Source organism: Streptomyces sp. NPDC002790 (assembly GCF_040295505.1).
In the GTDB taxonomy this organism is placed as follows: domain Bacteria; phylum Actinomycetota; class Actinomycetes; order Streptomycetales; family Streptomycetaceae; genus Streptomyces.
This window is the reverse complement of record NZ_JBEOVM010000026.1, coordinates 26899-47916: the sequence shown is the minus strand read 5'-3', so window position 1 is coordinate 47916 and position 21018 is coordinate 26899. Positions and strand designations below refer to the sequence as shown.

Genomic DNA, 21018 nt, shown 5'->3' with positions numbered 1-21018 from the left:
CCCGTGAAGGGCCTGCTTCAGCGCAGGTCGAGCAGCATCACATCATGGAGGTCGACGTCTGTCCCGCCTCCCGGCCTGCCCTGGCCGATCCTGCGGTACCCCCACGAGCGGTAGGCGGTCGGCGCCGCCCCGCTCGCCGGGTGGACGTTCAACAGGACCCGCTCGGCTCCGATGCCGTCGAGCAGCATCGCGTGCAGACGCCGTGCGACACCCCGCCCGCGCCAGGCGTCGCGCACCGCGAGTTCCATGAGCCCGAAGGTGCGCCGCCCGTCCTCGCGGCGCATGTCGGCGGGCACGGGCTGCTCGATGAGCTCGTCCCACCACACCGTGTCGGGCCTGAGCGGGTGCCCGTACGCCATGCCCACCGGCTCGCCGCCCTCGCTCCGGGCCAGGACGGCGCGGAATCCGTGATTGCGGGCCTGGGCGGGGAAGCGGCGGAAGGCGGCGTCGACGTCGTCCGCGGACTCGTCGTACGGGGGGCCGGCGAATGCCTCGGCGTAGATCAGCCTGAACGCGTCCTCGGCCTGCACCGCCGCGGCCCCGTCCATGTGCTCCATCGAGAGGGGGCCGCGTCGCGTCGTGTGTGTCATGCGCCGACCCTCCCATCCACGTCCCTTGCCGATCGTGCGGGTCGTCGCCCCCCCCGCCGACTCGTCCCTCGTAGGAATGCGGACGGTTCACCTGACGGACCCGACTGTGACCATTGGGTGAGGGCGGCATAACGGTTCGGGCAGGTCCGCGCCCGTGCGCGGTGCAGTGTCGTTTCCCCGGTATGAGCGACACCGTGCGCGCCGAGGAACCGGCCGACCTGACCGAACCGAACGGGCCCGATTCACCTCCGCTCGGGCACGAGCCGCCGCCGTACGAGTGTGAGGGTTCCAGACCGCCCTGGTCCCGGGCGGCGACCCTTCGCCTCGTTCTGGTCGGTCTGGCGAGCGGGCTGATCGTCGTGGGGCTCGCGGTGGCCCTGATGGAGTAGGAGCGCCTGGCGCGCCGTGCCCGCGATGGCCAGATTCTTGCGACCCATGTCCGTCTGGCCACTGATGCCGTACGAGGGCCAGGGCGCACGCTCGAGGCATGAACATCCTCTGGGTCTACGCCCACCCCGAACAGCGCTCACTCAACGGCTCCTTGATGACCGACGCGCTCGTCGCTCTCGATGGGCTCGGGCACGCGTACCAGGTGTCCGACCTGTACGCGATGAAGTGGAAAGCGGTCCTCGACGCCGAGGACTTCGGCGGCGGGCCGCCCGGCGACGACCGGCTCTTCATCGGCGCCGAGCAGGAACGCGCGTACACGACGGGCGAGTTGAGCGCCGACATCCGTGCCGAGATCGAGAAACTGGCCTGGGCCGATGTGGTGGTCCTGCACTTCCCGTTGTGGTGGTTCGGGCCTCCGGCGATCCTCAAGGGCTGGTTCGACCGGGTCCTGGTGCAGGGGCTCGGGTTCGGTGTGAAGGCGGCGGACGGGCACACCCGCCGGTACGGCGACGGGGGTCTGGCCGGAAAGCGGGCCCTGGTCGTCACCTCGGTGGGGGCCAGGGTGTCCGGGTTCGGGCCGCGCGGGATCCACGGGCGGCTGGACCAGGTGCTGTTCCCGCTGCTGCACGGCACGTTCTGGTACACGGGGATGGCGCCGCTCGAACCGTTCGTCGCGTACGGCGCGGACCGGCACGACGCGGCGGACTACGCCCGTACGTCCGCCGCGCTGCGGGAGCGGCTGCGCACGCTGCCCGATGAGGAACCGCTGGCGTACCGGTCCGAGGCGGGCGGCGACTACGACGAGGACCTCGTCCTGCGCCCCGACCTCGCGCCGGGCCGCGACGGCCTCGGGGTGCATCGGTGGTGAGGGCGCGCCGCGCACTCCGGGAGCGTCAGGCCGCCCCGCCGCCGAGGCTGATCTCGTTGCCGTCCGCGTCCCGGTAGCTCACCTTGGTCACGCCGCCGTCGTATGTCTCGCGCTTCGTGGCCTCGATGCCGCGCCGCGCGATCGCGTCGACCCGGGTGTCGAGGTCGTCGACGAACGACAGCACCAGGGCGTGCCCGGCCCGCTCGGGGTCCTCCACGATGTAGACGTAGCGGTGCTCGGCCACCTCCCACACCGCCTCGATGTCGTTCGGCAGAAACGACGGCTCCGCGCCGAAGAACCGCTCGTACCAGGGGAGCGCGGCGGCGTAGTCGGTGACAGGGATGCCGGCGAAGAGATCCAGGGGCATGGCGTTCTCCATGGAGAGTCGAGGGGGCGTGCATGCGGGCCCGTCGTCTGTACTGACCGTGGCGGCGCCCCAAAGTCATCGCGGCGGTGTCGCCCCGCCCACCCTTCGCGTCAACTCCCGCGCCGTCTGCGCCACATGCCCCGCGATCCGCTGCTGCTCCGCCTCGTCGGCCGTCTCCTCGGGGAACGTCACCGCGATCCCGGCGATCGGATGGGCGTGGTGGTCGAGGACGGGGGCGGCGACCGAGGACAGGCCCGGGGTGACCTCACCCTCCTCCGTCGCGTAGCCGCGGCGGCGTGCCTGGGTGAGCAGGGTGCGCAGCGCGGTGAGCGTCGCCGGGCCCGCCCCGTGCCGCTGCACGAACGCCGAGCGGTCGGGGAACAACGCCCGTACCTGCGCGGGCGGAAGGAGCGCGAGGACCGCGCGTCCGCTCGCCGTCAGGTGGGCGGGCAGCCGGACGCCCACCTCACTGATCAACGGCGGACGGCCCGGGGCGCGCTCCTCGATGACGTAGATGACCTCGCGGCCGTGCAGCACGGCGAGGTTCGCGTTGTGTCCCGTGCGGTCGACGAGCGCGGCGAGCGGAGCGCGGGCCAGGCGCTGGAACGGGGCCTGGCGCTCGTAGCCGGAGGCGAGTTCGAAGGCGCTGACCCCGAGCCCGTAGCGCCGCTCCTCCGGCAGATGGACCACGAAGCCGTCCGCCGCCAGGGTGTCGAGCAGGTGGTACGTCGTCGAGCGCGGCAGCCCGACGTCCCGGCTGATGGCGGCCGCGGGCACGGGGGCCGCCTGGCGTGCCAGATAGCGCAGGACGGCCAGGACCTGCGCGGCGGCCGGGACGATGCTCATGGGGCGAGCGTAGACCAGGGATGTCGCAAACCATCTGTCTGGGATCCCAGAGGAAGCGTCTTGGATCCCAGACACAAGACCTGTCGCACGACTCGCGAACCCTTGCCCAACTGCGGCTTCATAGGGGCATGAACGTTGTTGTTGGTGTCGGTGCCCTCGCGGCCGACGAAGTTGTTTCCGTTGCCCGTCACGGCGCCCAGGTGTCCCTCGCCCCCGAGGCCCTCCAGGAGATCGCCCGCAGTCGCGAGGTCATCAAGGCCCTCGCCGACGACGTCAAGCCCCACTACGGCGTCTCCACGGGCTTCGGCGCCCTGGCCACCCGGCACATCCCCACCGAGCTGCGCGCCCAGCTCCAGCGCAGCCTCGTCCGCTCCCACGCCGCGGGTTCGGGTCCCGAGGTCGAGCGCGAGGTCGTGCGCGCCCTCATGCTGCTGCGTCTGTCCACCCTCGCCACCGGCCGCACCGGCGTGCGCACCGAGACCGCCGAGGCCTACGCCGCGCTCCTGAACGCGGGCATCACCCCGGTCGTCCACGAGTACGGCTCGCTCGGCTGCTCCGGCGACCTGGCCCCGCTCGCGCACTGCGCGCTCGCCGTCATGGGCGAGGGCGTCGTGCGCACCGCCGACGGTGAGAAGAAGCCCGCCGGCGAGGCGCTCGCCGCCGCCGGCATCACGCCGGTCGTCCTGGAGGAGAAGGAGGGCCTCGCCCTCATCAACGGCACCGACGGCATGCTCGGCATGCTCGTCCTCGCCGCCCACGACCTGCGCCGCCTGCTGAGCACCGCCGACATCTCCGCCGCCATGAGCGTCGAGGGCCAGCTCGGCACCGACGCCGTGTTCGCCGCCGACCTGCAGGCCATGCGCCCGCATCCCGGTCAGGGCGACAGCGCGGGCAACCTGCGCTCCCTGCTCGCCGACTCGGGGATCATCGCCAGCCACGCGGGCCCCGACTGCACCTACGTGCAGGACGCTTACTCGCTGCGCTGCACCCCGCAGGTCCACGGCTCCGCCCGCGACACCCTCGGACACGCCGAACTGGTCGCCTCCCGCGAGCTCGCCAGCGCCGTCGACAACCCGGTCGTCACCCTCGACGGCCGCGTCGAGTCCAACGGCAACTTCCACGGCGCCCCGGTCGCCGCCGTGCTCGACTTCCTCGCGATCACCGTCGCCGACGTCGCCTCGATCTGCGAGCGCCGCACCGACCGCTTCCTCGACCCGGCCCGCAACCGCGGTCTGAACGCCTTCCTGGCCGACGACCCGGGCGTCGACTCCGGCCACATGATCGCCCAGTACACGCAGGCCGCGATCGTCTCCGAGCTCAAGCGGCTCGCCACCCCGGCCTCCGTCGACTCGATCCCCTCCAGCGCCATGCAGGAGGACCACGTCTCCATGGGCTGGTCGGCCGCCCGCAAGCTGCGCCGCGCCATCGACGGCCTCGGCCGCGTCCTCGCCGTCGAGCTCTACACCGCCGCCCGCGCCCTGGACCTGCGCGCGCCGCTGACCCCCGCCCCGGCCACGGCCGCGGTGCGCGACGGGCTGCGCGAGACCGTCGAGGGCCCCGGCACCGACCGCTGGCTTGCGCCGGAGATCGAGGAGGCCGTCCAGTACGTCGCCTCCGGCCGCGCCCTGGCCGCCGCCGAGTCGGTCACCGGCTCCCTGGTCTGACCTGGCCGCTCCACATCACACCTCCGGGGTCCTGCGGGGCCCCGGAGGTTCGGCACTTCCACCCAACGCCTTCGCGTACGGTCGTCCGCATCACGGCACACGGCCGGGCGCCGGTATCCGGGCGCCGGCCGGAAGAAAGGACAACTCACCTTCATGGCACCCCAGATCCTGCGCGCCCACGAGCGAACCCCCGCACCGTGGAAGAACGGCGGCGGAGTCACCACCGAGGTTCTGGCGCACCCCGAGGGCTCCGGCACGGACGACTTCGCGTGGCGGATCAGCCTCGCCGACGTCGCCGGCAGCGGGCCCTTCTCGGCGTTCGAGGGCGTCGACCGGATCATCACCGTCGTAGAGGGCCCTGGCATGGCCCTCACCGTCGACGGCACGGAGCACGTCGTGGACACCCGCTTCGCGCCGTTCGCCTTCTCCGGCGACGCCACCACCGACTGCCGGCTCCTCGGCGGCCCCCTGGTCGACTTCAACGTCATGCTCCGCCGTACCCAGGCGAAGGGCGACGTCCGCATCGAGCACGGCCCGACGCGCCTCGAACCGGCCCCCGGCACCCGCGTCCTGGCGCTCGTCCTCGACGGCACCGCGACCCTGCACCGGGACTCCGTCCACCTCGACCGCCTGGACGCGGTCCTGCTCCAGGACGACGAGGACCCGGCCGACATCGCCGTCGACGGGGTGCTGGCGGTCGTGTCCCTCACCGCGGTCGACTGAGGTCGACTGAGGTCGATTGAGGTCAATTGAGGTCAATAACCTTTGGCGGAGCGTCAGTTGGATCGGTAGGTTCTCCGCGGTGACCTCGATGGAGACGCAGGGCCTCGCGCCGATGACCGACACGGCCCGGCTGAGCTGGACAGCGCTGGGGGACGACCGGGCCCGCAAACCGCCCGTCGTCCTGCTGCACGGCGGCCCGGGACTGCCGGACTACCTGGGCGAGGTCGCCGCCATGATCGGCGACCTCGCACCCGTGTACCGCTACGACCAGCGCGGCACGGGCCGCTCCCCGTGGCGCGGGCGGCACACCCTCGCCCGGCACGTCGACGACCTCGCCGAGCTGCTCGACACGTGGCACGCGCCGCAGGCCGTGCTGATCGGGCACTCCTACGGCACCGACCTGGCGAGCCGCTTCTGCCTGGCACACCCCGGCCGGGTGGCCGCGACGCTGCTGATGTGCGGGCCGTTCGTGGGTGACTGGCGCACCGGGTACCGGGCGGAGCGGGGCCGCCGCATGTCCGCGGCACAGCAGGCGCGGCGCGAAGCGCTGGAAGAGCTGCCGGACCGCACGGAGGAGCAGGAGGTCGAGCTGCTCACCCTGTCCTGGTTCACCGACCACGCCGAGCCCGAACGCGGGCACCGCTGGGCCGCTCAGGACGCCCGTCGGCGGCGCCCCGTCAACTGGGCCATGAACGCCGAACTCGGCAGTGACGGACGCGCGGACCCGCTCGATGAGCGTCTGGACGAGCTGCGCGCGTGCCTGCCCGCGCGCACCGAACTCCTCGGTGGCGCCGATGATCCCCGTCCCGTAGCGGCTCTCGCATCGCTCGGGCGCCGGCTCGATGTTCCGCTGACACGCATCGAGGGGGCCGGGCACGAACCCTGGCTGGAGCGGCCCCGGGCCGTGCGCGCACACCTTCGCCGATTCGTGCGGGACGCGGTGCCGGGCTAGCGCGGCACCGCGGCTCCGTGCTGCCCCCATAGGATTCGCTGTAGTCAGCAGAAGCCGGTAGCGGGGGAGTGGATGGCGAGGACAGTGGGCGATGTGACGGTGGACCAGGCCGAGCTGGCCCGCTGGTACGAGCGGGGCGCGAGCGGCGCCATGCCCGCGTACCAGCGCGTCAAGGAGCTCGTCGAGCGGCAGATCAGGGACGGCCACTGGCAGGAGGACGACGCCCTGCCCTCGGAGAGCCAGTTCGTCGAGGCGCTCGGCCTGTCGCGGATGACGGTCAACCGCGCACTGCGCGAGCTCGCCGCCGACGGACTCATCCGCCGGGTCATGGGCGTCGGCAGCTTCGTTGCCGAACGCAAAGCCAGCTCCGCGCTCCTGGAGGTCCACAACATCGCCGACGAGGTGCACCACCGCGGCCACCGCTACTCGGCCCGCGTGCTGTCCCTGGGCGAGGAGGAGGCCGACGAGCGGACCGGCGCTCACCTCGGCCTCGGCAAGGGCCGGCCGGTCTTCCGCTCACAGGTCGTGCACTACGAGGACGGGGTGCCGCTCCAGTTGGAGGACCGGTACGTCAACCCGGCCTTCGCGCCCGGCTACCTGGAGCAGGACTTCACGCTGCAGACGCCGTCCACGTTCCTGTCGAAGGTCGCGCCGCTCGGCCGCGGCGAGCACATCGTGGAAGCGGTCCTGGCCTCGCCGGAGGAGTGCGCGATCCTCGACGTCGGCCCGGCCGAGCCGTGTCTGCTGATCCAGCGCCGCACCTGGTCGCGGGACGCCCTCGTGAGCATCGCGCGGCTGCTCCATCCAGGCACCCGCTACCGCCTCGAAGGGGCGTTCGCCACGCACTGACCCTGCCGTGGTAGGCCCGCGAGCGCGAAAGGCGCAGGTCACCGGCTAGAGTGTCCGCTTGCACCAGGCCAGGTCGGCCGACGGGGTACAGCAGGATGTCCAGAGCGCGTCCCACTGTCGGGGACGCGCTCGACGTGGTTCCGGGGGTCGTTCGGGACTGCTCGTGTGTTCACTCATCGGACCACCTCTTGACGGACCTGTATATACAGGAATATACAGGCTGCCGTTCGTCATTGGGAGCCAGGACGACAGGTCATCCGGAACGTCCGTCGGCCCCGCCCCGAAGAGGGAGACACTCGTTTGCGTACCGAAAAGGCCGGCCTGAGCCGTGGGCTCAACTCGCGGCACATCCGCTTCATCGCGCTCGGCTCCGCCATCGGCACGGGGCTGTTCTACGGCTCCTCCGAGTCCATCCAGGCGGGCGGCCCGGCCGTCCTGCTCGCCTATCTGATCGGCGGCGCCGCCGTCTTCCTCGTCCTGAGATCCCTGGGTGAGATGGCCGTGGCCTCGCCCACGGCCGGCTCCTTCGGCGAGTACGCGAACCGGTACCTCGGGCCACTGGCCGGCTTTGTCACCGGCTGGACGTACGCCTTCGAGATGGTCATCGTGGCCGTCGCCGACGTCACCGCCATCGGCGTCTACATGGGCTTCTGGTTCCCGGACGTGCCCCGCTGGATCTGGGTGCTTGCCGCCGTCGTCATCGTCGGCGCGCTCAACCTCGTCAGCGTCAAGGTCTTCGGTGAGCTGGAGTTCTGGCTCTCCCTCGTGAAGATCGTCGCCATCGTCGCGATGATCCTCGTCGGCATCGCGGTCATCGCGTTCGGTCTCGGCAGCGGCCACGTCCACGTCGGCTTCGACAACCTCTGGAGCCACGGCGGCTTCTTCGCGGGTGGCATCGACGGCTTCGTGATCTCCTTCGCCATCGTCATGTTCGCCTTCGGCGGCACCGAGATCATCGGCGTCACGGCCGGCGAGGCGCAGTCCCCGGAGAAGACGATCCCGGGCGCGGTCAACTCGATCCCGCTGCGCATCATCCTGTTCTACGTCCTGACCCTCGCCGTGATCATGTCGATCACCCCCTGGCAGCAGATCGACGACTCGGGCAGCCCCTTCGTGCAGATCTTCGCCGGGGTCGGTCTCAAGTCCGCGGCCGCCGTCCTCAACGTGGTCGTCCTGACCGCCGCGCTGTCCGCCATCAACAGCGACATCTTCGCCGCGGGCCGCACGATGTACGGACTCGCCGAGCGCGGCCACGGCCCCGCCGCGATGCGCCGCACGACGGCCAACGGTGTGCCCTGGGTGACCACCCTCGTCATGATCGGCGCCCTGCTCTTCGGCGTCGTGATGAACGCCGTCGTGCCCGGCGAGATCTTCCTGATCATCTCCTCGATCGCGACGTTCGCCACGGTCTTCGTCTGGGTGATGATCATGCTCACCCACATGAAGGCCCGCAGCTCGATGTCGGCCGAGGAGTCCGCGGCCCTGAAGTTCCCGGCGCCGTTCTGGCCCTACGCCCAGATCGTCACGCTCGTGTTCATGGCCGCCGTGCTGGTCCTGCTCGGCGTCCACGAGAGCACGCGCGTGGCGCTCGAGGTCGGTGCGGTCTGGCTGGCGCTGCTCACGGTGGTCTACGTCCTCGCCGTCCGCCGCCGGACCGGTACGGGCCCGCAGTCCGTACCGGCCGAGGCGGAGGCCGGTGCGGACTCGGAGGATCGTCGGGCCGAGGTCGCGGGCTGAGCGCCTACGTATCGGCAACTCCGCGGGCCCCGACCGCGACGTCGACCGAGCACCTACCGTGCGGTTGACGTCGAAGTCCGGGCCCGCGGACTGTCGGAGACCTGTCGGCGATATGTCGGTAGCGCCTGTCAGTCTGGACGCATGGGTGCTTCCCCAGAGCACACCGCCCCGGACCGCAAGGAGCCCGACACCGTGTCATCCGCATCCCAGCACCGACCGTGGGACGTCCACCGACTGCCGTCCGCCGATGGCCGCACCTTCCTGGTCACCGGGGGAAACGCCGGGATCGGCTACTTCACCGCCGAGCAGCTCGCCGCCACCGGCGCCCACGTCGTCCTCGGCAGCCGTGACCGGGCCAAGGCCGACGCCGCCATGGCCTCGATCCGCTCGTGCGTCCCCGACGCACACACGAGTCACCTCGCACTGGACCTCGCCGACCTGACATCCCTCAAGTCCGCCGTGGACAGGCTGGACCTCGACCGCCTCGACGCGGTGGTCCACAACGCGGGCGTCGCGCTCGACGACCCGCCCCGCAGGGAAACCGCCGACGGCCACGAGCTCATGTTCGCCACCAACCACCTCGGCCACTTCGCACTGACCCAGTGGCTGGCCCCGCTCCTCTCGGCGGCGCCCGCGGGCCGCGTCGTGACGGTGGGCAGCTTCGCGGCGCGCTCCGAGCGACTGGACCTCGACGATCTGCAATCGACCCGGGACTACCGGCCCAAGCGCACCTACGGCCGCTCGAAACTCGCCCAGATGTCTTTCGGCTTCGAACTCGACCGCCGCCTGCGAGCCACCAACAGCACCGTCCTCAGCGTGGTGGCCCACCCCGGCGGCGCCCTGGACTCCCTCACCCCGTCCCGACCGCCGGTATCCGTGACGACACCCGGCGAGCGGCTGCGCGCCCTGCCCGCCGCACTCCTGGTGCAGGGCAAGGAGGCCGGAGCCCGGCCCGTCGTGCGCGCGGTCCTCGATCCGGAGGTGGAGGGAGGGCAGCTGTGGGGGCCGCGGGTCTTCGGACTGCGCGGCACACCGCGGCGTGAGCCCGTCCCGGCGCACATGACCGACCGGGACGTGGCCGCCCGCCTGTGGGTCGCCTGTGGCGAGCTGACCGGCACGGATCCGGACCTCGGCTTTCGGTAGGCGCGGGGCGGGAGCTGGCGACCGGCCGCCGCCCACACCGAGGCACCCACGCCGAGGCACCCACGCCGAGGCACACACCGTGAGGCCTCGGCGGGCGAGGTGAGGATCCTCCGGACCGATCCGTGGTGGCGTCAGCGTCGCGTCGTCGCGCCCAGGGACGAGCCGAAGCGGGCCTTGGCCGCCGGGTGGTCCAGGTCCTCGGGGGTGAAGAGGATCGAGCCCTTTCCGGTCGGGCCGTCCGCCGAGCCGGGGATGACGCTGACCGCGCCGGTGCCGAGGTACTTGCCGGGTGCGCCGACGGTGAGGTCGGCCGTGCCGTCCGCGTCGTAGTCACCGGCGGCCACCGCGGAGCCAAAGAGGTCGTTGCCCTCGCTGGAGCCGGTCACACCGGGCGTGGCCAGGGTGATGGTGTGTGCGCCCCGCGCGTCGAGGCCGGAGTCGGCGCCGGGCACGACCGTGACCGCCCCCGCGTTGTTGAAGCCGTCCGGGTCGGTCGCGGTGGTGTCGGCGGTGACGAGGTCGGCGTGGCCGTCGCCGTCGAGGTCGGCGAGGACACCGGCGTCGCCGGGCTGCGCCTGACCTCCGTACGCGACGCCCTTGCCCATCCCCGAAGCGGTGCCCGGGAACATGCGCAGCAGGAAGTCGTCCGGGCCGTCCGAGAAGCCGGTGTCCACGACGATGTCGTCCTTGCCGTCGCCGGTGACATCACCGGCGACGATGCTGTACCCGGCGAACGGCAGGCCCGTCTTGCCCAGCGTCGTGCCGGTGAGGCCGCCGGCCGACCCGGCAAGGACACCGAGGGTGCCCTCGTCGGCCGCGTCGTCCATGTAGGCGACGGTGGCGAGGTCGGTGTAGCCGTCGCCGTTGACGTCGGCCGCCGCGATCTGGCCGGTACCGGCGCCGCCGCCGGGCGGGGTGAGGGCCTTCATGGCAGGCGTCGGGGTGTCGCGGAGCTTGGCTGCGCCCTTCACCACCTGCACCTTCGTCCCGGCCGCGACCGCGATGTCGGCGCGGCCGTCGTGGTCGAAGTCGCCGACGGCCAGCTGGTCGCCGAAGGCCTGACGGGCCGTCGGGGTCGGGGCGTGGAAGGCGATCGCGTCCGCGCTGAGCCCGCCCTTCGCGCCGAAGACGACGGTGACCGAACCGGCGCCCTTGACGGAGCCGATCGCCTCCCCGCCCGCTCCGATGACCAGGTCCGCGTACCCGTCGCCGTCCACGTCCCCGACGGCCGTCGCCGAACCGAACCGGTCGCCCGCCTCCGGGGTGCCGGGGATGCCCGCGGTGCGCTGGGTGATGCCCTTGTGGCGAGTGGTGCGCACGCCCTGAGCGGTGCCGTACGCCACCGAGACGTAGCCGGCCTTCGCGAACCCGGCGATCGTCCCCTCCGGCGCGCCCACCGCGAGGTCGCCGAAGCCGTCGCCGTCGAAGTCACCCGCGCGGGGCGCCGCGGCCCGGGGTTCGGACTGCGCCGGTCCCGCGACCAGCAGCGTCCCTCCCGTCACCGCCAGCGCCGTCGCGCACGCCGCGAGCAACCGTTGCCGTCTCATGCTGTTCACACACACTCCCGTTGTCCTGTCGCCGTGGTGCCGGTGCGCCGGGATTCCCTGCGGAATGCGGCGCAGCGTCATCACAGCAGACCGCTGAGGGAGGTGACTGGTTGTACACGCCGAGGTGGAAGTGGTGTGAACGCCGGGAGTCGCCGGCCGCCACCGAAGCTGGTGGCAAACAGGCCCGGCGGGCCGCTCCGGCTGTGAGCCCACCCATATGAGCCACGGCACATGCTAAGCGCGGTAGTAATCCCGGCCGGCGTGCGAGGCCGCCACCCGGGGCCTGTCCGAAGTGTCCGATCCGCCGGTTCTGCGTACCCGGGTAGTACGTCACACCTTTGCGTCCCGGAGCCGCTCGCCGCTACCCCTGAGTGAGTCCCCAGCAGCCGGGGCCGGCCGGAGTGTCCGGCAAGCACTGGAACCGGCTCATCGCGCACGACGCACTTCGTGTCGCCCCCGTAGAACCGTTGGAGTTCCCCTCTCATGCTCATGCCCTTTGCCTTTGCCCCGATGCCTGCCCGCGCCGCCAGCCACACCGACCGCGTCCGCAGGATGTCCGTCGCCGGGGTCGCCACGGCGGCTGCCGCCGCCGCGGCACTCACCCTGGTCCCGTCGTCTCCGGCGCAGGCGGCCGAGCACACCGCGCCCGCCAAGCCCGCCACCACGACCAAGACCGCGGCGCCCGCCAAGACGTACTCCAACAACCTCGACGGCTGGATCCGTGAGTCCCTCGACATCATGAAGTCCAAGGGCATCCCGGGTTCGTACGAGGGCCTGCACCGCAACATCATGCGCGAGTCCTCCGGCAACCCGAACGCCGAGAACGGCTGGGACGTCAACGCCCAGAACGGCATCCCGTCCAAGGGCCTGCTCCAGGTTATCCAGCCCACCTTCGACCGGTACCACGTCGGCGGCACGGCCAACGACCTGACGGACCCGGTCGCCAACATCACCGCGGCCGCCAACTACGCCGCCGACCGCTACGGCTCCATCGACAACGTCGACTCCGCTTACTGAGCCACTGGTCAGCGAGCACCGAGCAGCACCTAGCACGTAGCACCATCAGTGAGGAATTCCCCATGCCGCACGAGAGCGGGAACGAGCACCAGGCGCACCCGGCGGACGAACCCGCGGCGCCCGCAGTGCCCGCCTACGGCCCCGCCCGACTGCGCCGCTCCCGGCACCGCAAGCGCAAGCGCGCGCTGCGCTGGATCGCGGGTGGCGCCCTGGGTCTGACCCTGGTCGGTGGCGGCGGCGTGGCCTACGCCTGGCAGCACCTCAACGGCAACATCAAGGGCACGGACGTGGACGCCGCCCTCGGCTCCAACCGCCCGGACGAACAGCGCGACGGCGGCGCGATGAACATCCTCCTGCTCGGCTCCGACTCCCGGGCGGGAACCCACGGCGAGTACGGCAGCGGCGTCATGGGCGCCCGCGCGGACACGGCGATGGTCCTGCACGTCGACAAGACCCACAAGAAGGCATCGGTCGTCAGCATCCCGCGCGACACCGAGGTCGACCGCCACACCTGCAAGACCTCGCACGGCGACGTCCAAGCGGCCCACAAGGCCGTGTTCAACTCCTCGTACGCGCTGGGCGGGCCCGCCTGCACCGTGAAGACGGTCGAGAAGATGTCGGGCGTCCGCATGGACCACTACCTCGAAGTCGACTTCAAGGGCTTCCAAAAACTGATCGACGAACTCGGCGGCGTGGACATCACCACCCGCAACGCCATCCACGACAGCAACAGCGGCCTCTCCCTGGACTCCGGAAAGCACCGCCTGAAGGGCAAGGACGCGCTCGCGCTCGTCCGCACCCGGCACGGCGTGGGCGACGGCAGCGACCTGGGCCGCATCCAGCTCCAACAGGCGTTCATCAAGGCCCTGATCCACCGGGCCGACACGGTCGACCCGCTCGGCAGCCCGAGCAAGTCCTACGCCCTCGCGGACACGGCGACGAAGACCATCAGCGCGGACTCCGAACTGGCCTCCGCCGACAAACTCCTCGGCCTCGCCAAGGAGTTGAAGGGCATCAGCCCCGACCGCACCCACATGGCCACACTTCCGGTCACCTACGACACGCAGGACGCGGGCCGCGTCCTGCCCCTCGAAAAGGCCTCACACCAGGTCTGGAAGTCCCTCCGCCACGACCAGCCGATCCCGAAGACGGCGACGGACGGTTCGGTGGCTGACCGGACGGACTCACCGGTGGTGTCGGGGGCGGGGGTCTGACGTCGGACGCGCTTCGGCCTCTGCGGTGATCGAGTCTCGGAGTGACGTGCTCACCGCGTGGAGGCAGGTGACGAAGTCTTCTTCGCCGCGTGCGTCGACCCAGCGTACGAAGGCGTTCTCGAAGGTCACCGTCGCGATCTGGGCCACCAGTCGTGCGGTCCCGTCGTCCGTGCCGCGGTGGGCGAGTGCGACACGGACCGCGGCGGAAATCTCGGCGAGCTTGGTGCGGTCGCGCTCCTGGAGTTCGGGGCTCGCGTCGATGACCGCACGGCGTTCGGCCGCGTTCTCGATGCGTTCGACGAGGAGCGAGCCGACCGCGGTGAGCGCCTCAAAGGCCGCCGCGAGCGGGGGAGTTGACGCATCGACGGCACGTACGGCCTCACCCACCGCGGGCGGCAGTTCCTCCGAACCCGCGAAGAGCACCTCGCGTTTGTCCGGGAAGTAGCGAAAGTACGAGCGTCGGGTGATCCCGGCCCGCTCGGCGATGTGCGTCACGGTCACGCCGTCGTATCCGCGCTCCGTGAAGAGCTCGAGCGCTGCCTTCGTCAGGCGCTCCTGCGTGCCGGGATCCCATCTGGCCATGGTCGGAGCATAGCAATCGATGTCTCACTGTGTCGTCGGTGCTAGAGTCGGTGATGACACAGTGAGACATCGGTCGGTCCGGGCGTGCCACTTCCCGAGCGCGCCGGCCGGCCCCGCCGTGAAGAGGAGTTCTCCCATGGCCGACACCACGATCCACGCGAGCCACGAAGGCCCCGGTGAGGTCTGGATCCTGGGGGCCACCGGCCGAATCGGACGCGACGTCACCGCGCGTCTCGTCGCGCAAGGGATCGACCCGGTGCTGGTCGGGCGTGACGGCGACCGGCTGCGCGAGGCCGCCGCCGACCACGACGCGAGGACGGTCGTCGCCGACGGTGCCGACAGCATCGCCGCCGAGATCACCCGGCGGCGGCCCTCCGTCGTCGTCAACACCATCGGCGACTACGCCGACACGGCGACCACGGTGGCTCGTGCCTGCCTGCCCGGTGGGCACTATCTGGACCTCGCGGCGGACCTGACCTCGCTGCCCCGGCTGTTCGGCCTGCACCAGGACGCCGTGGAAGCCGGCAGCACGCTGATCACGGGCGCCGGGTTCGGCGTCCTGGCGACCGAGGCCGTCGTGGTGAAACTGTGCGAGGGACGTCCCACCCCGGATCGCGTACGGGTCGACGCGCTGGGCTCCGTGGCCCTCGACGGAGGTGTCGTCGGCGCCGCCTTCGCGGCCTCGATCGTCGACGCCCTGACGACCGGCGGGCGGGCGTACAGCCGTGGCCGCATGGTCGGGACGAGGCTGGGCGCGGCGCCACAGGTGCTTGTGCCACCCGACGGGGAGTCCGTCAAGTCCGCGGGTGCCCCCTCGGGAGAGCTGCTGGCCGCGTACCGATCCAGTGGGGCGCCCGACGTCACCGTCACCACGGCCCTGGCCCCGACGTCACCCGTCGCGCGGGCCGTGCTGCCCCTGGCTGGAAGGCTGCTGTCCATCCCGGCCGTGCGGCGCTTCGCGGTCCAACGCATGGCAGGCATGAGGATCAAGGCGGCGCCCCGTCCCCGGCGGCACTCCTGGGGGCACGCGGTCGTCGACTGGTCCGACGGCACCCGCCGCGAAGGCTGGCTGCGCGCCGACGATGCCATGGACTACACGGCCGCAGTCGCCGCCGAAGCGGCCGCGCGGCTCGCCCGCGGCGAAGGCGTGCCCGGCGCCCACACCCCGGCGGCCGCCCTCGGCCCCGACCTTGCGGCCGCCGCCGGAGGGAACTTCTTCCTCGGCCGGGACGAGGCGTGAGGACCGCGGGGTAGGCGCTTGTCCCGAAGGCCGGGCCTCAGTCCGTATAGACCTCCGCCCGGTCCACGCTCACGAACGAGCCCGAAGAGGACGCGCTCCGGTCGCCGGTCACCCGGACCCGGAGTGTGTGCGGGCCGTTCGCGAGGCGGGGGCTGAGGTACTGGAGGGTTTCGCCGGTGCGGATGGCGCCGTAGAAGTCGACGCGCTGCTCGGGGCCGCCGTCGACGCTGATCGCGGCGATGCCGTTGCCCGTGTCCTGCACGGACAGCAGGGCGATCCGGGTGCCGGTGAAGGAGTACGTCGCGGTGTTGCCCGCCTTGTCGCTCCAGTGGTCGTCGCCCCAGAAGCACTGCGCCGCGCAGCCCGCACCGGAGTTCCACGTGCCGGTGTACTTGACGGAGCCGGATCCGCTGGAGCGGCTGTCGTCGTTGATCCAGTGGTTGCCCGAACCGGGGTCGCCGGAGGGCAGGTCCTGGGTGGCGCCGAGGGCGAGTGGTGTGCCGAGGTTCGGGCTGCCGTCCGCGTTCCAACTGATCTTCTGGGCGCGGGTCGTGCGGTTGCTGTAGGTGTTCGTCGACGTGGTCTTGGCGTGGTAGATCAGCCAGTCCTCCTTGCCGTCGGGGGACTTGAAGAAGGCGTGGTGGCCGGGGCCGAACACACCGCGGTCGTCGGCGCGCTTGAAGACCGGCCCGTCGTGCTGCTTCCAGTTGCCGGGAACCAGCGGATCGGCGCCGTCCGCAAGGGACATCATCCATACCTGGTAGTCGGGCTTGCCCGTGTCGCAGGTCGAATACGTCATCCACGTACGGCCGTTGCGGTTGAGGAACTCCGGGCCCTCGCGGACCTCCGGGCAGCCGCCCGCGCCGTCGATGGCGACCGCGTCGCCCGAGACGGTGTACGGGTTCGACATCGGCGCGATGTTGAGGCCGTTGTGCTGGTACTGGTTGATGCCGCTGTACGCGAGATAGAGCTTGCCGTCGCGCTGGAGGATGCCCGGGTCGATCGCGAAGTCGTCTTTGTGGTTGGGCGGGGTGAGCTTCGCCTTGAAGTGGTACGGGCCCGTGGGATCGTCACCCGCCGACTCCAGGACGTAGAGGCGGTGGTGCTCGTCCGTGCCGTCGTCGGCCGTGTAGTACATGTACCAGCGCTCGCCGGAGCGGTAGAACTCCGGCGCCCAGATGTGCTGGCTCCGCGAGGTGTCGGTGTCCGTCCACACCGTCTTCGGGTCGGCGTCGAGCAGCGTGGCCAGGGAGGGCGAGCTCCACATCTTGATGCCGCCGCCCTGGGTGGTGGTGAGGTGGTAGGCCCCGTTCGCGTAGGAAAGGAACGGGTCCGGGCCGGTGTTGAGCGGATTGCGGAAGGTGCTCGATGCGGCCGCGGCCTGCGCCGGCTTCTGCGCGGAGGCCGGTGCGGACTTCTCCGCGGTGGCCTGTGTCGCGCTGACCAGGCCGGCGAGCAGGGCGATCAACGCGGCGGCCAGAGTGGCGACCAGAGCGGCACGGTGTCGTGCGCGCATGAACGACTCCTTATATCGGTGTCGGTCCCGAGGGCTCTCAACTGGTGCGCATTTTACTTATGTTGATTGAGTGATGCCGCGTTGTGCGCGCTCGGGTCGCCGTTGCACTCCCGCGGTTCTATTCGGCCCAGGCACCGTCCAGCAGGGTGCGGAAGTCCGCGGGCCGACGGCCGAGCAGCTCGGGGAGCGTCGGGTCGACGGCGCTGAACTCGCCGCCCCGCGCCGCCGCGAAGATGCTCAGCATCAGGTCGACCATCGGAGCGGGCGCGCCGTGCGCCAGGGACTGCTCACGGAAGGTGTCGTCCGGGACGACGGTGCGCGTGAAGGGGCGTCCGGCGGCCCGGGACGCGAGCCCGGCGACAGCGTCGAAGTCGAGCGCCGCCGGACCGGTGAGCGGCGGGGTGGGCCCCTCGAAGCGGCCCTCGTCGGTGAGGATCGCGGCGGTGGCCTCGGCGAGGTCGTCGTGGCCGGTCCACGCGACGGGGCCGTCCGCGGGCAGCGCTACGTCGCCGCTGTGGCGGGCGGGCTCCAGGAATTGCAGGGCGCTGGCGGCGTAGAAGCCGTTGCGCAGCGAGGTCCAGGGCAGGCCGGTGGCGCGCAGCAGGTCCTCGGTCCTCGCGTGGTCGCGGCACGACTGGAAGAGCGAGTCGTGGGCGGCGCCCATCTGGCTGGTGTAGAGGATGCGGCCGACGCCGGCCTTCACGGCGGCGTCGATGGCGGTGCGGTGGCCTGCGACGCACTCCTCGCCGATGCGGTCGAGGGAGACGAGAAGCAGCTGCTCGGCGCCTTCGAAGGCGTGCACGAGGGAGCCGGGGTCGTCGAAGCTGCCCTGTCGCACGCGGACGTCGCGGTCGGCGAAGTCCTGGGCCTTGCGGGGGTCGCGGACGCTGACGCCGACGCGCTCGGCGGGGACGCGGTCCAGGAGGCGCTCGACGATGCGGCGGCCGAGCTTTCCGGTGGCTCCGGTCACGATGATCACAGGGGTCTCCCAAATGTTGTTGCCGGTGATGCTTCCGATGGCGTTTCCGGTGGAATCACTGCCACGGTAACACTGGAAATAGCGATGGAAGCAAAAAGTCGATATCGTTGATATATGCCTCCTCGTGACACCGCAGATAGCCCCCGCACCCGCATCGTCGAAGCGGCCGTCGAGCTGCTGGAGCGCGGAGGGCCGGACGCGGTGAGCACCCGCGCGGTCGCCGCCGCGGCCGGGATGCAGCCGCCGGCGATCTACCGGCTCTTCGGGGACAAGGACGGACTCCTGGAAGCGGTCGCCGAGCACGGCTACGACCAGTTCCTGGAGAGCAAGCGCGCACACCTCGACCCCGCGCCGCAGGATCCGGTGGAGGAGTTGCGACGCGGCTGGGACATGGTCGTGGAGTTCGGGGTCTCGCGCCCCGAGCTGTACGCGGTGATGAACAGGTCCACCGGCCGGGAGGCGGACGTGGCGCACCACGCGGGCCTGGAGATCCTCCACGGCCGGGTCCGCAGGCTCGCCGCCGCGGGATGGCTGCGGGTCGACGAGGAGCTGGCGGCGCAGATCATCCAGGCCACCGGTCAGGGCGCCGTCATCACCTGGCAGGCCACCCCGGCGGAACGCCGCGACCCGGCGCTGCTGACCGTCCTGCGCGAATCCATGATCGCTGCCGTCACCCGCGCCGAACCCGTCTTCTCCGCCGCGGAGTCCGGCCCTGCCCCGGCCGCCCGAGCCCTGCGCGCCGCGCTGCCCGATAGGGACACCGGCACCGGCACCGGCAAGGTGGATGTCCTCAGCGAGGCCGAGCAGAGCCTGCTGCGTGAGTGGCTCACGCGCCTGGCGGCGGATGGCGGTACGGACCGGGCCTGACTCGACGTCAGCCGGGGCGGTGGGGGAGGTGTTCGTACTGTTCCGCCTGGAGCCGGTACATCCGTGCATAGCGGCTCATGGGCTCGGCGGCGAACGGTTCGGCGTGACTGCCCTGCTCGATCAGGCGGCCCTCGTGCAGGACGAAGATGCGGTCGGCATGCCGGACCGCGGCCATCCGGTGCGTGACCAGGACGATGATGCGGTCCGGTCCCGCGAGCCCGAGGATCTGGTCGAAGGCACGCTGCTCGGCGTCCGGGTCGAGCGCCGACGTCGGCTCGTCCACGATGATCATGCAGGCGTCCCGGGAGTGCGCGCGAGCCAGACCGGTCTTCTGCCACTGGCCGCCGGAGAGATCGCTTCCGCCACGGAACTCCTTGCCCAGCAGCGTGTTCATGCCGCGGGGGAGCGCCGCGATGTCACGGTCCGCGCCCGCGTACTAGGCCGAGGTGTGCAGCTCGTCGTCGAGGGTTTCGCGGTCTGGCTGGCCGATGCGAATGTTCGCCGCGGCCGTGAACGGCCAGCGTTCGGAGCTCTGCGTGAGCAGGCTGACGTGGGCGAACAGCTGCGCCCGGTCGGCTTCGGCGATATCGATGTCGTCCCAGTGGATGCGCCCCTCCCCGGGCAGATGAAGTCCGCACAACAAGGCGGACCAGGGTCGACTTTCCGGAGCCGTTGGGTCCGACCAGCGCGATGACGCTGCCCAGGGGGATGGTGAAGGGGACATCCGAGAGCGCCGGCTCGTCGCGGCCGGGATAGCGGAAGCCGACCCCGTCCAGGCGGATGGACCGGGGCCGGTCGGGGAGGGGGAGGCCGCCGTCCGGGATGGCCCAGTCGCCGGCCTTCACGAGGAAGTCGGCCAGGTCGTGGACGTACAGGGACTGCTCGTGGAGTTGGCTCATGGTGTTGACCAGGGCGCCGATCCCGGCGGAGCCCGAGTTGAGCGCCATGGCGGCGGTGCCGAAGGCGGCCACGCTCATACGCCCCGACAGGCACAGGCCGATCATCAGCAGAAAGGTCAGCAGATAGCCGACCCCCTGGAGGGCGGAGGCGGCCAGTTCGGTACGGGCCTTGTCCTTGGCCAGACGCTCCTGCTCGGACTCGGCGGTGTGCGACATCCGGTGGAAGGGCCGCAGCAGGAAGCCGCCCACGCCATGGACGCGCACCTCCAACGCGGCCGTGACCGAGGTGAGGAGGCTGGACAGCACGCGGCTCGCCCGCAGGTGCTCGATCCAGGTCATGGTCGAGAGGTACCGCTGCTGGGCCACCCGCATCACGCCCCAGCCCCGCGGCGCCACGATCAGCACCAGCATCGGCAGCAGCACCGGGTTGAGCGCGAGCAGTACCCCGCCGGAGGCGATCAGCGAGAACACACTGTTGATCGCAGCGACACTGGAACCGATCATGTGCCGCGCCTCGTTGGCCCCGTACTGCGCCCGGTCGATCAACTCACGGAACGCGCCGTCCTCGATCGCCGCCATCTCGACGCGCTCGCGGCCCGCCAAGTACTGCTCCGCCGCGGCCCGTTCGACCTTGGGCTCCAGGCTTCCCGCGACCGAGGTCGACCACGATGCCAGGACGGCGTTGACGCTGCTGACGGCCACGAGCAGGGCCCCCGCGGGCAGTGTGGCGCGCAGGCCGCGCACATCGGCACCCGCCGCGAGCACCGCGTGCAGGGCGGCGTTGACCGCGAGCAGCTTCAGCGTGGCCGCGATGCCCTGCCCCACGCAAGGGTGATGGTGTGTCCCTCCAGGCGGGGCAGGGACTTCAGCGCACCCCACAGAGTGAGGTCGAGGCGGGCGTACTCGTGCTTGCTCCAGCCCATGTCGTACTCGCTTGACGTCGCACGCGACCTCCTCGGTCAGCGAACCGGACAGGTGTGCACCTGCCGCTACGGTGCGGCTCGCGTACGGGCCGGCATGGCCGGTTC

At 71.4% G+C, this 21018-nt stretch carries 21 protein-coding genes; 12 read left to right on the top strand and 9 right to left on the bottom strand.

The genetic code is table 11. The features are described from left to right. Positions 1–17: 17 nt before the first annotated feature. Entirely contained in the window at positions 18–590 is a 573-nt protein-coding gene (locus ABT004_RS15085; protein ID WP_351336119.1) for a GNAT family N-acetyltransferase, read from the bottom strand. A gap of 182 nt (positions 591–772) precedes the next feature. On the opposite strand from ABT004_RS15085, the gene ABT004_RS15080 reads away from it, so the two are divergent. Together ABT004_RS15080 and ABT004_RS15075 are read left to right on the top strand one after the other, a co-directional pair. Next, complete coding sequence (locus tag ABT004_RS15080) at positions 773–979, top strand: hypothetical protein (RefSeq protein ID WP_351336117.1); 207 nt, start codon at positions 773–775, stop codon at positions 977–979. A 98-nt stretch (positions 980–1077) separates the two neighbouring features. Then, a complete protein-coding gene (locus ABT004_RS15075) occupies positions 1078–1848 on the top strand; it encodes an NAD(P)H-dependent oxidoreductase (protein ID WP_351336114.1) in 771 nt (256 codons plus the stop codon). Between the two features lie 25 nt (positions 1849–1873). Here ABT004_RS15075 and ABT004_RS15070 read toward each other — a convergent pair whose 3' ends face one another. Both ABT004_RS15070 and ABT004_RS15065 read right to left on the bottom strand, forming a co-directional pair. Beyond that, positions 1874–2215 (bottom strand): VOC family protein, encoded by a 342-nt coding sequence (locus tag ABT004_RS15070; RefSeq protein WP_351336111.1) that lies wholly within the window; start codon positions 2213–2215, stop codon positions 1874–1876. A 75-nt stretch (positions 2216–2290) separates the two neighbouring features. After that, a complete protein-coding gene (locus tag ABT004_RS15065; protein ID WP_351336108.1) occupies positions 2291–3061 on the bottom strand; it encodes an IclR family transcriptional regulator in 771 nt (256 codons plus the stop codon). A gap of 128 nt (positions 3062–3189) precedes the next feature. Here ABT004_RS15065 and hutH point away from each other — a divergent pair, with 128 nt between their 5' ends. From hutH to ABT004_RS15035, 6 genes are all read left to right on the top strand, one after another. Beyond that, a complete protein-coding gene (hutH, locus tag ABT004_RS15060; protein ID WP_351336105.1) occupies positions 3190–4725 on the top strand; it encodes a histidine ammonia-lyase in 1536 nt (511 codons plus the stop codon). Between the two features lie 153 nt (positions 4726–4878). Further along, the gene (locus ABT004_RS15055) at positions 4879–5448 is read left to right on the top strand and encodes a HutD/Ves family protein (RefSeq protein WP_351336103.1); all 570 of its coding nucleotides are present in this window, start codon (positions 4879–4881) and stop codon (positions 5446–5448) included. A gap of 88 nt (positions 5449–5536) precedes the next feature. Next, entirely contained in the window at positions 5537–6400 is an 864-nt protein-coding gene (locus ABT004_RS15050; protein WP_351336207.1) for an alpha/beta fold hydrolase, read from the top strand. Between the two features lie 72 nt (positions 6401–6472). Then, positions 6473–7249: a histidine utilization transcriptional repressor HutC gene (gene hutC / locus ABT004_RS15045; protein WP_351336101.1), complete on the top strand. Its 777-nt coding sequence runs from the start codon at positions 6473–6475 to the stop codon at positions 7247–7249. 300 nt (positions 7250–7549) lie between these two features. Next, positions 7550–8986, top strand: a complete 1437-nt coding sequence (locus tag ABT004_RS15040; protein WP_351336098.1) for an amino acid permease — start codon at positions 7550–7552, stop codon at positions 8984–8986. A gap of 192 nt (positions 8987–9178) precedes the next feature. Further along, positions 9179–10129, top strand: a complete 951-nt coding sequence (locus tag ABT004_RS15035) for an SDR family NAD(P)-dependent oxidoreductase (RefSeq protein ID WP_351336203.1) — start codon at positions 9179–9181, stop codon at positions 10127–10129. A gap of 131 nt (positions 10130–10260) precedes the next feature. Here ABT004_RS15035 and ABT004_RS15030 read toward each other — a convergent pair whose 3' ends face one another. Then, positions 10261–11676, bottom strand: a complete 1416-nt coding sequence (locus tag ABT004_RS15030) for an FG-GAP-like repeat-containing protein (protein WP_351336200.1) — start codon at positions 11674–11676, stop codon at positions 10261–10263. A 510-nt stretch (positions 11677–12186) separates the two neighbouring features. Between ABT004_RS15030 and ABT004_RS15025 the strand changes: the two genes are divergently transcribed. Both ABT004_RS15025 and ABT004_RS15020 read left to right on the top strand, forming a co-directional pair. Continuing rightward, positions 12187–12693: a transglycosylase SLT domain-containing protein gene (locus tag ABT004_RS15025; protein ID WP_351336095.1), complete on the top strand. Its 507-nt coding sequence runs from the start codon at positions 12187–12189 to the stop codon at positions 12691–12693. A gap of 62 nt (positions 12694–12755) precedes the next feature. After that, complete coding sequence (locus tag ABT004_RS15020) at positions 12756–13907, top strand: LCP family protein (protein ID WP_351336092.1); 1152 nt, start codon at positions 12756–12758, stop codon at positions 13905–13907. Here the strand turns inward: ABT004_RS15020 and ABT004_RS15015 are convergent. Further along, positions 13878–14489, bottom strand: a complete 612-nt coding sequence (locus ABT004_RS15015; RefSeq protein ID WP_351336089.1) for a TetR/AcrR family transcriptional regulator — start codon at positions 14487–14489, stop codon at positions 13878–13880. The two genes, ABT004_RS15020 and ABT004_RS15015, sit on opposite strands and share 30 nt — an antisense overlap. 136 nt (positions 14490–14625) lie before the next feature. Here ABT004_RS15015 and ABT004_RS15010 point away from each other — a divergent pair, with 136 nt between their 5' ends. After that, on the top strand, positions 14626–15729 hold the full coding sequence (locus ABT004_RS15010) for a saccharopine dehydrogenase family protein (protein WP_351336086.1): 1104 nt from the start codon (positions 14626–14628) through the stop codon (positions 15727–15729). A gap of 37 nt (positions 15730–15766) precedes the next feature. On the opposite strand, the gene ABT004_RS15005 is transcribed toward ABT004_RS15010, so the two are convergent. Next, entirely contained in the window at positions 15767–17245 is a 1479-nt protein-coding gene (locus ABT004_RS15005; RefSeq protein WP_351336083.1) for a glycoside hydrolase family 43 protein, read from the bottom strand. 118 nt (positions 17246–17363) lie between these two features. Then, positions 17364–18224, bottom strand: coding sequence for an SDR family oxidoreductase (locus ABT004_RS15000; RefSeq protein ID WP_351336081.1), 861 nt, complete (start codon positions 18222–18224; stop codon positions 17364–17366). A gap of 114 nt (positions 18225–18338) precedes the next feature. On the opposite strand from ABT004_RS15000, the gene ABT004_RS14995 reads away from it, so the two are divergent. Then, on the top strand, positions 18339–19091 hold the full coding sequence (locus ABT004_RS14995; protein ID WP_351336078.1) for a TetR/AcrR family transcriptional regulator: 753 nt from the start codon (positions 18339–18341) through the stop codon (positions 19089–19091). 7 nt (positions 19092–19098) lie between these two features. Here ABT004_RS14995 and ABT004_RS14990 read toward each other — a convergent pair whose 3' ends face one another. Next, positions 19099–19485 (bottom strand): ATP-binding cassette domain-containing protein, encoded by a 387-nt coding sequence (locus tag ABT004_RS14990; protein ID WP_351336076.1) that lies wholly within the window; start codon positions 19483–19485, stop codon positions 19099–19101. Positions 19486–19507: 22 nt separating this feature from the next. Then, positions 19508–20815 carry an ATP-binding cassette domain-containing protein gene (locus tag ABT004_RS14985; protein ID WP_351336073.1) on the bottom strand — a complete coding sequence of 436 codons (1308 nt, stop codon included), beginning with the start codon at positions 20813–20815 and terminating at the stop codon, positions 19508–19510. Between the last annotated feature and the right edge of the window lie 203 nt (positions 20816–21018).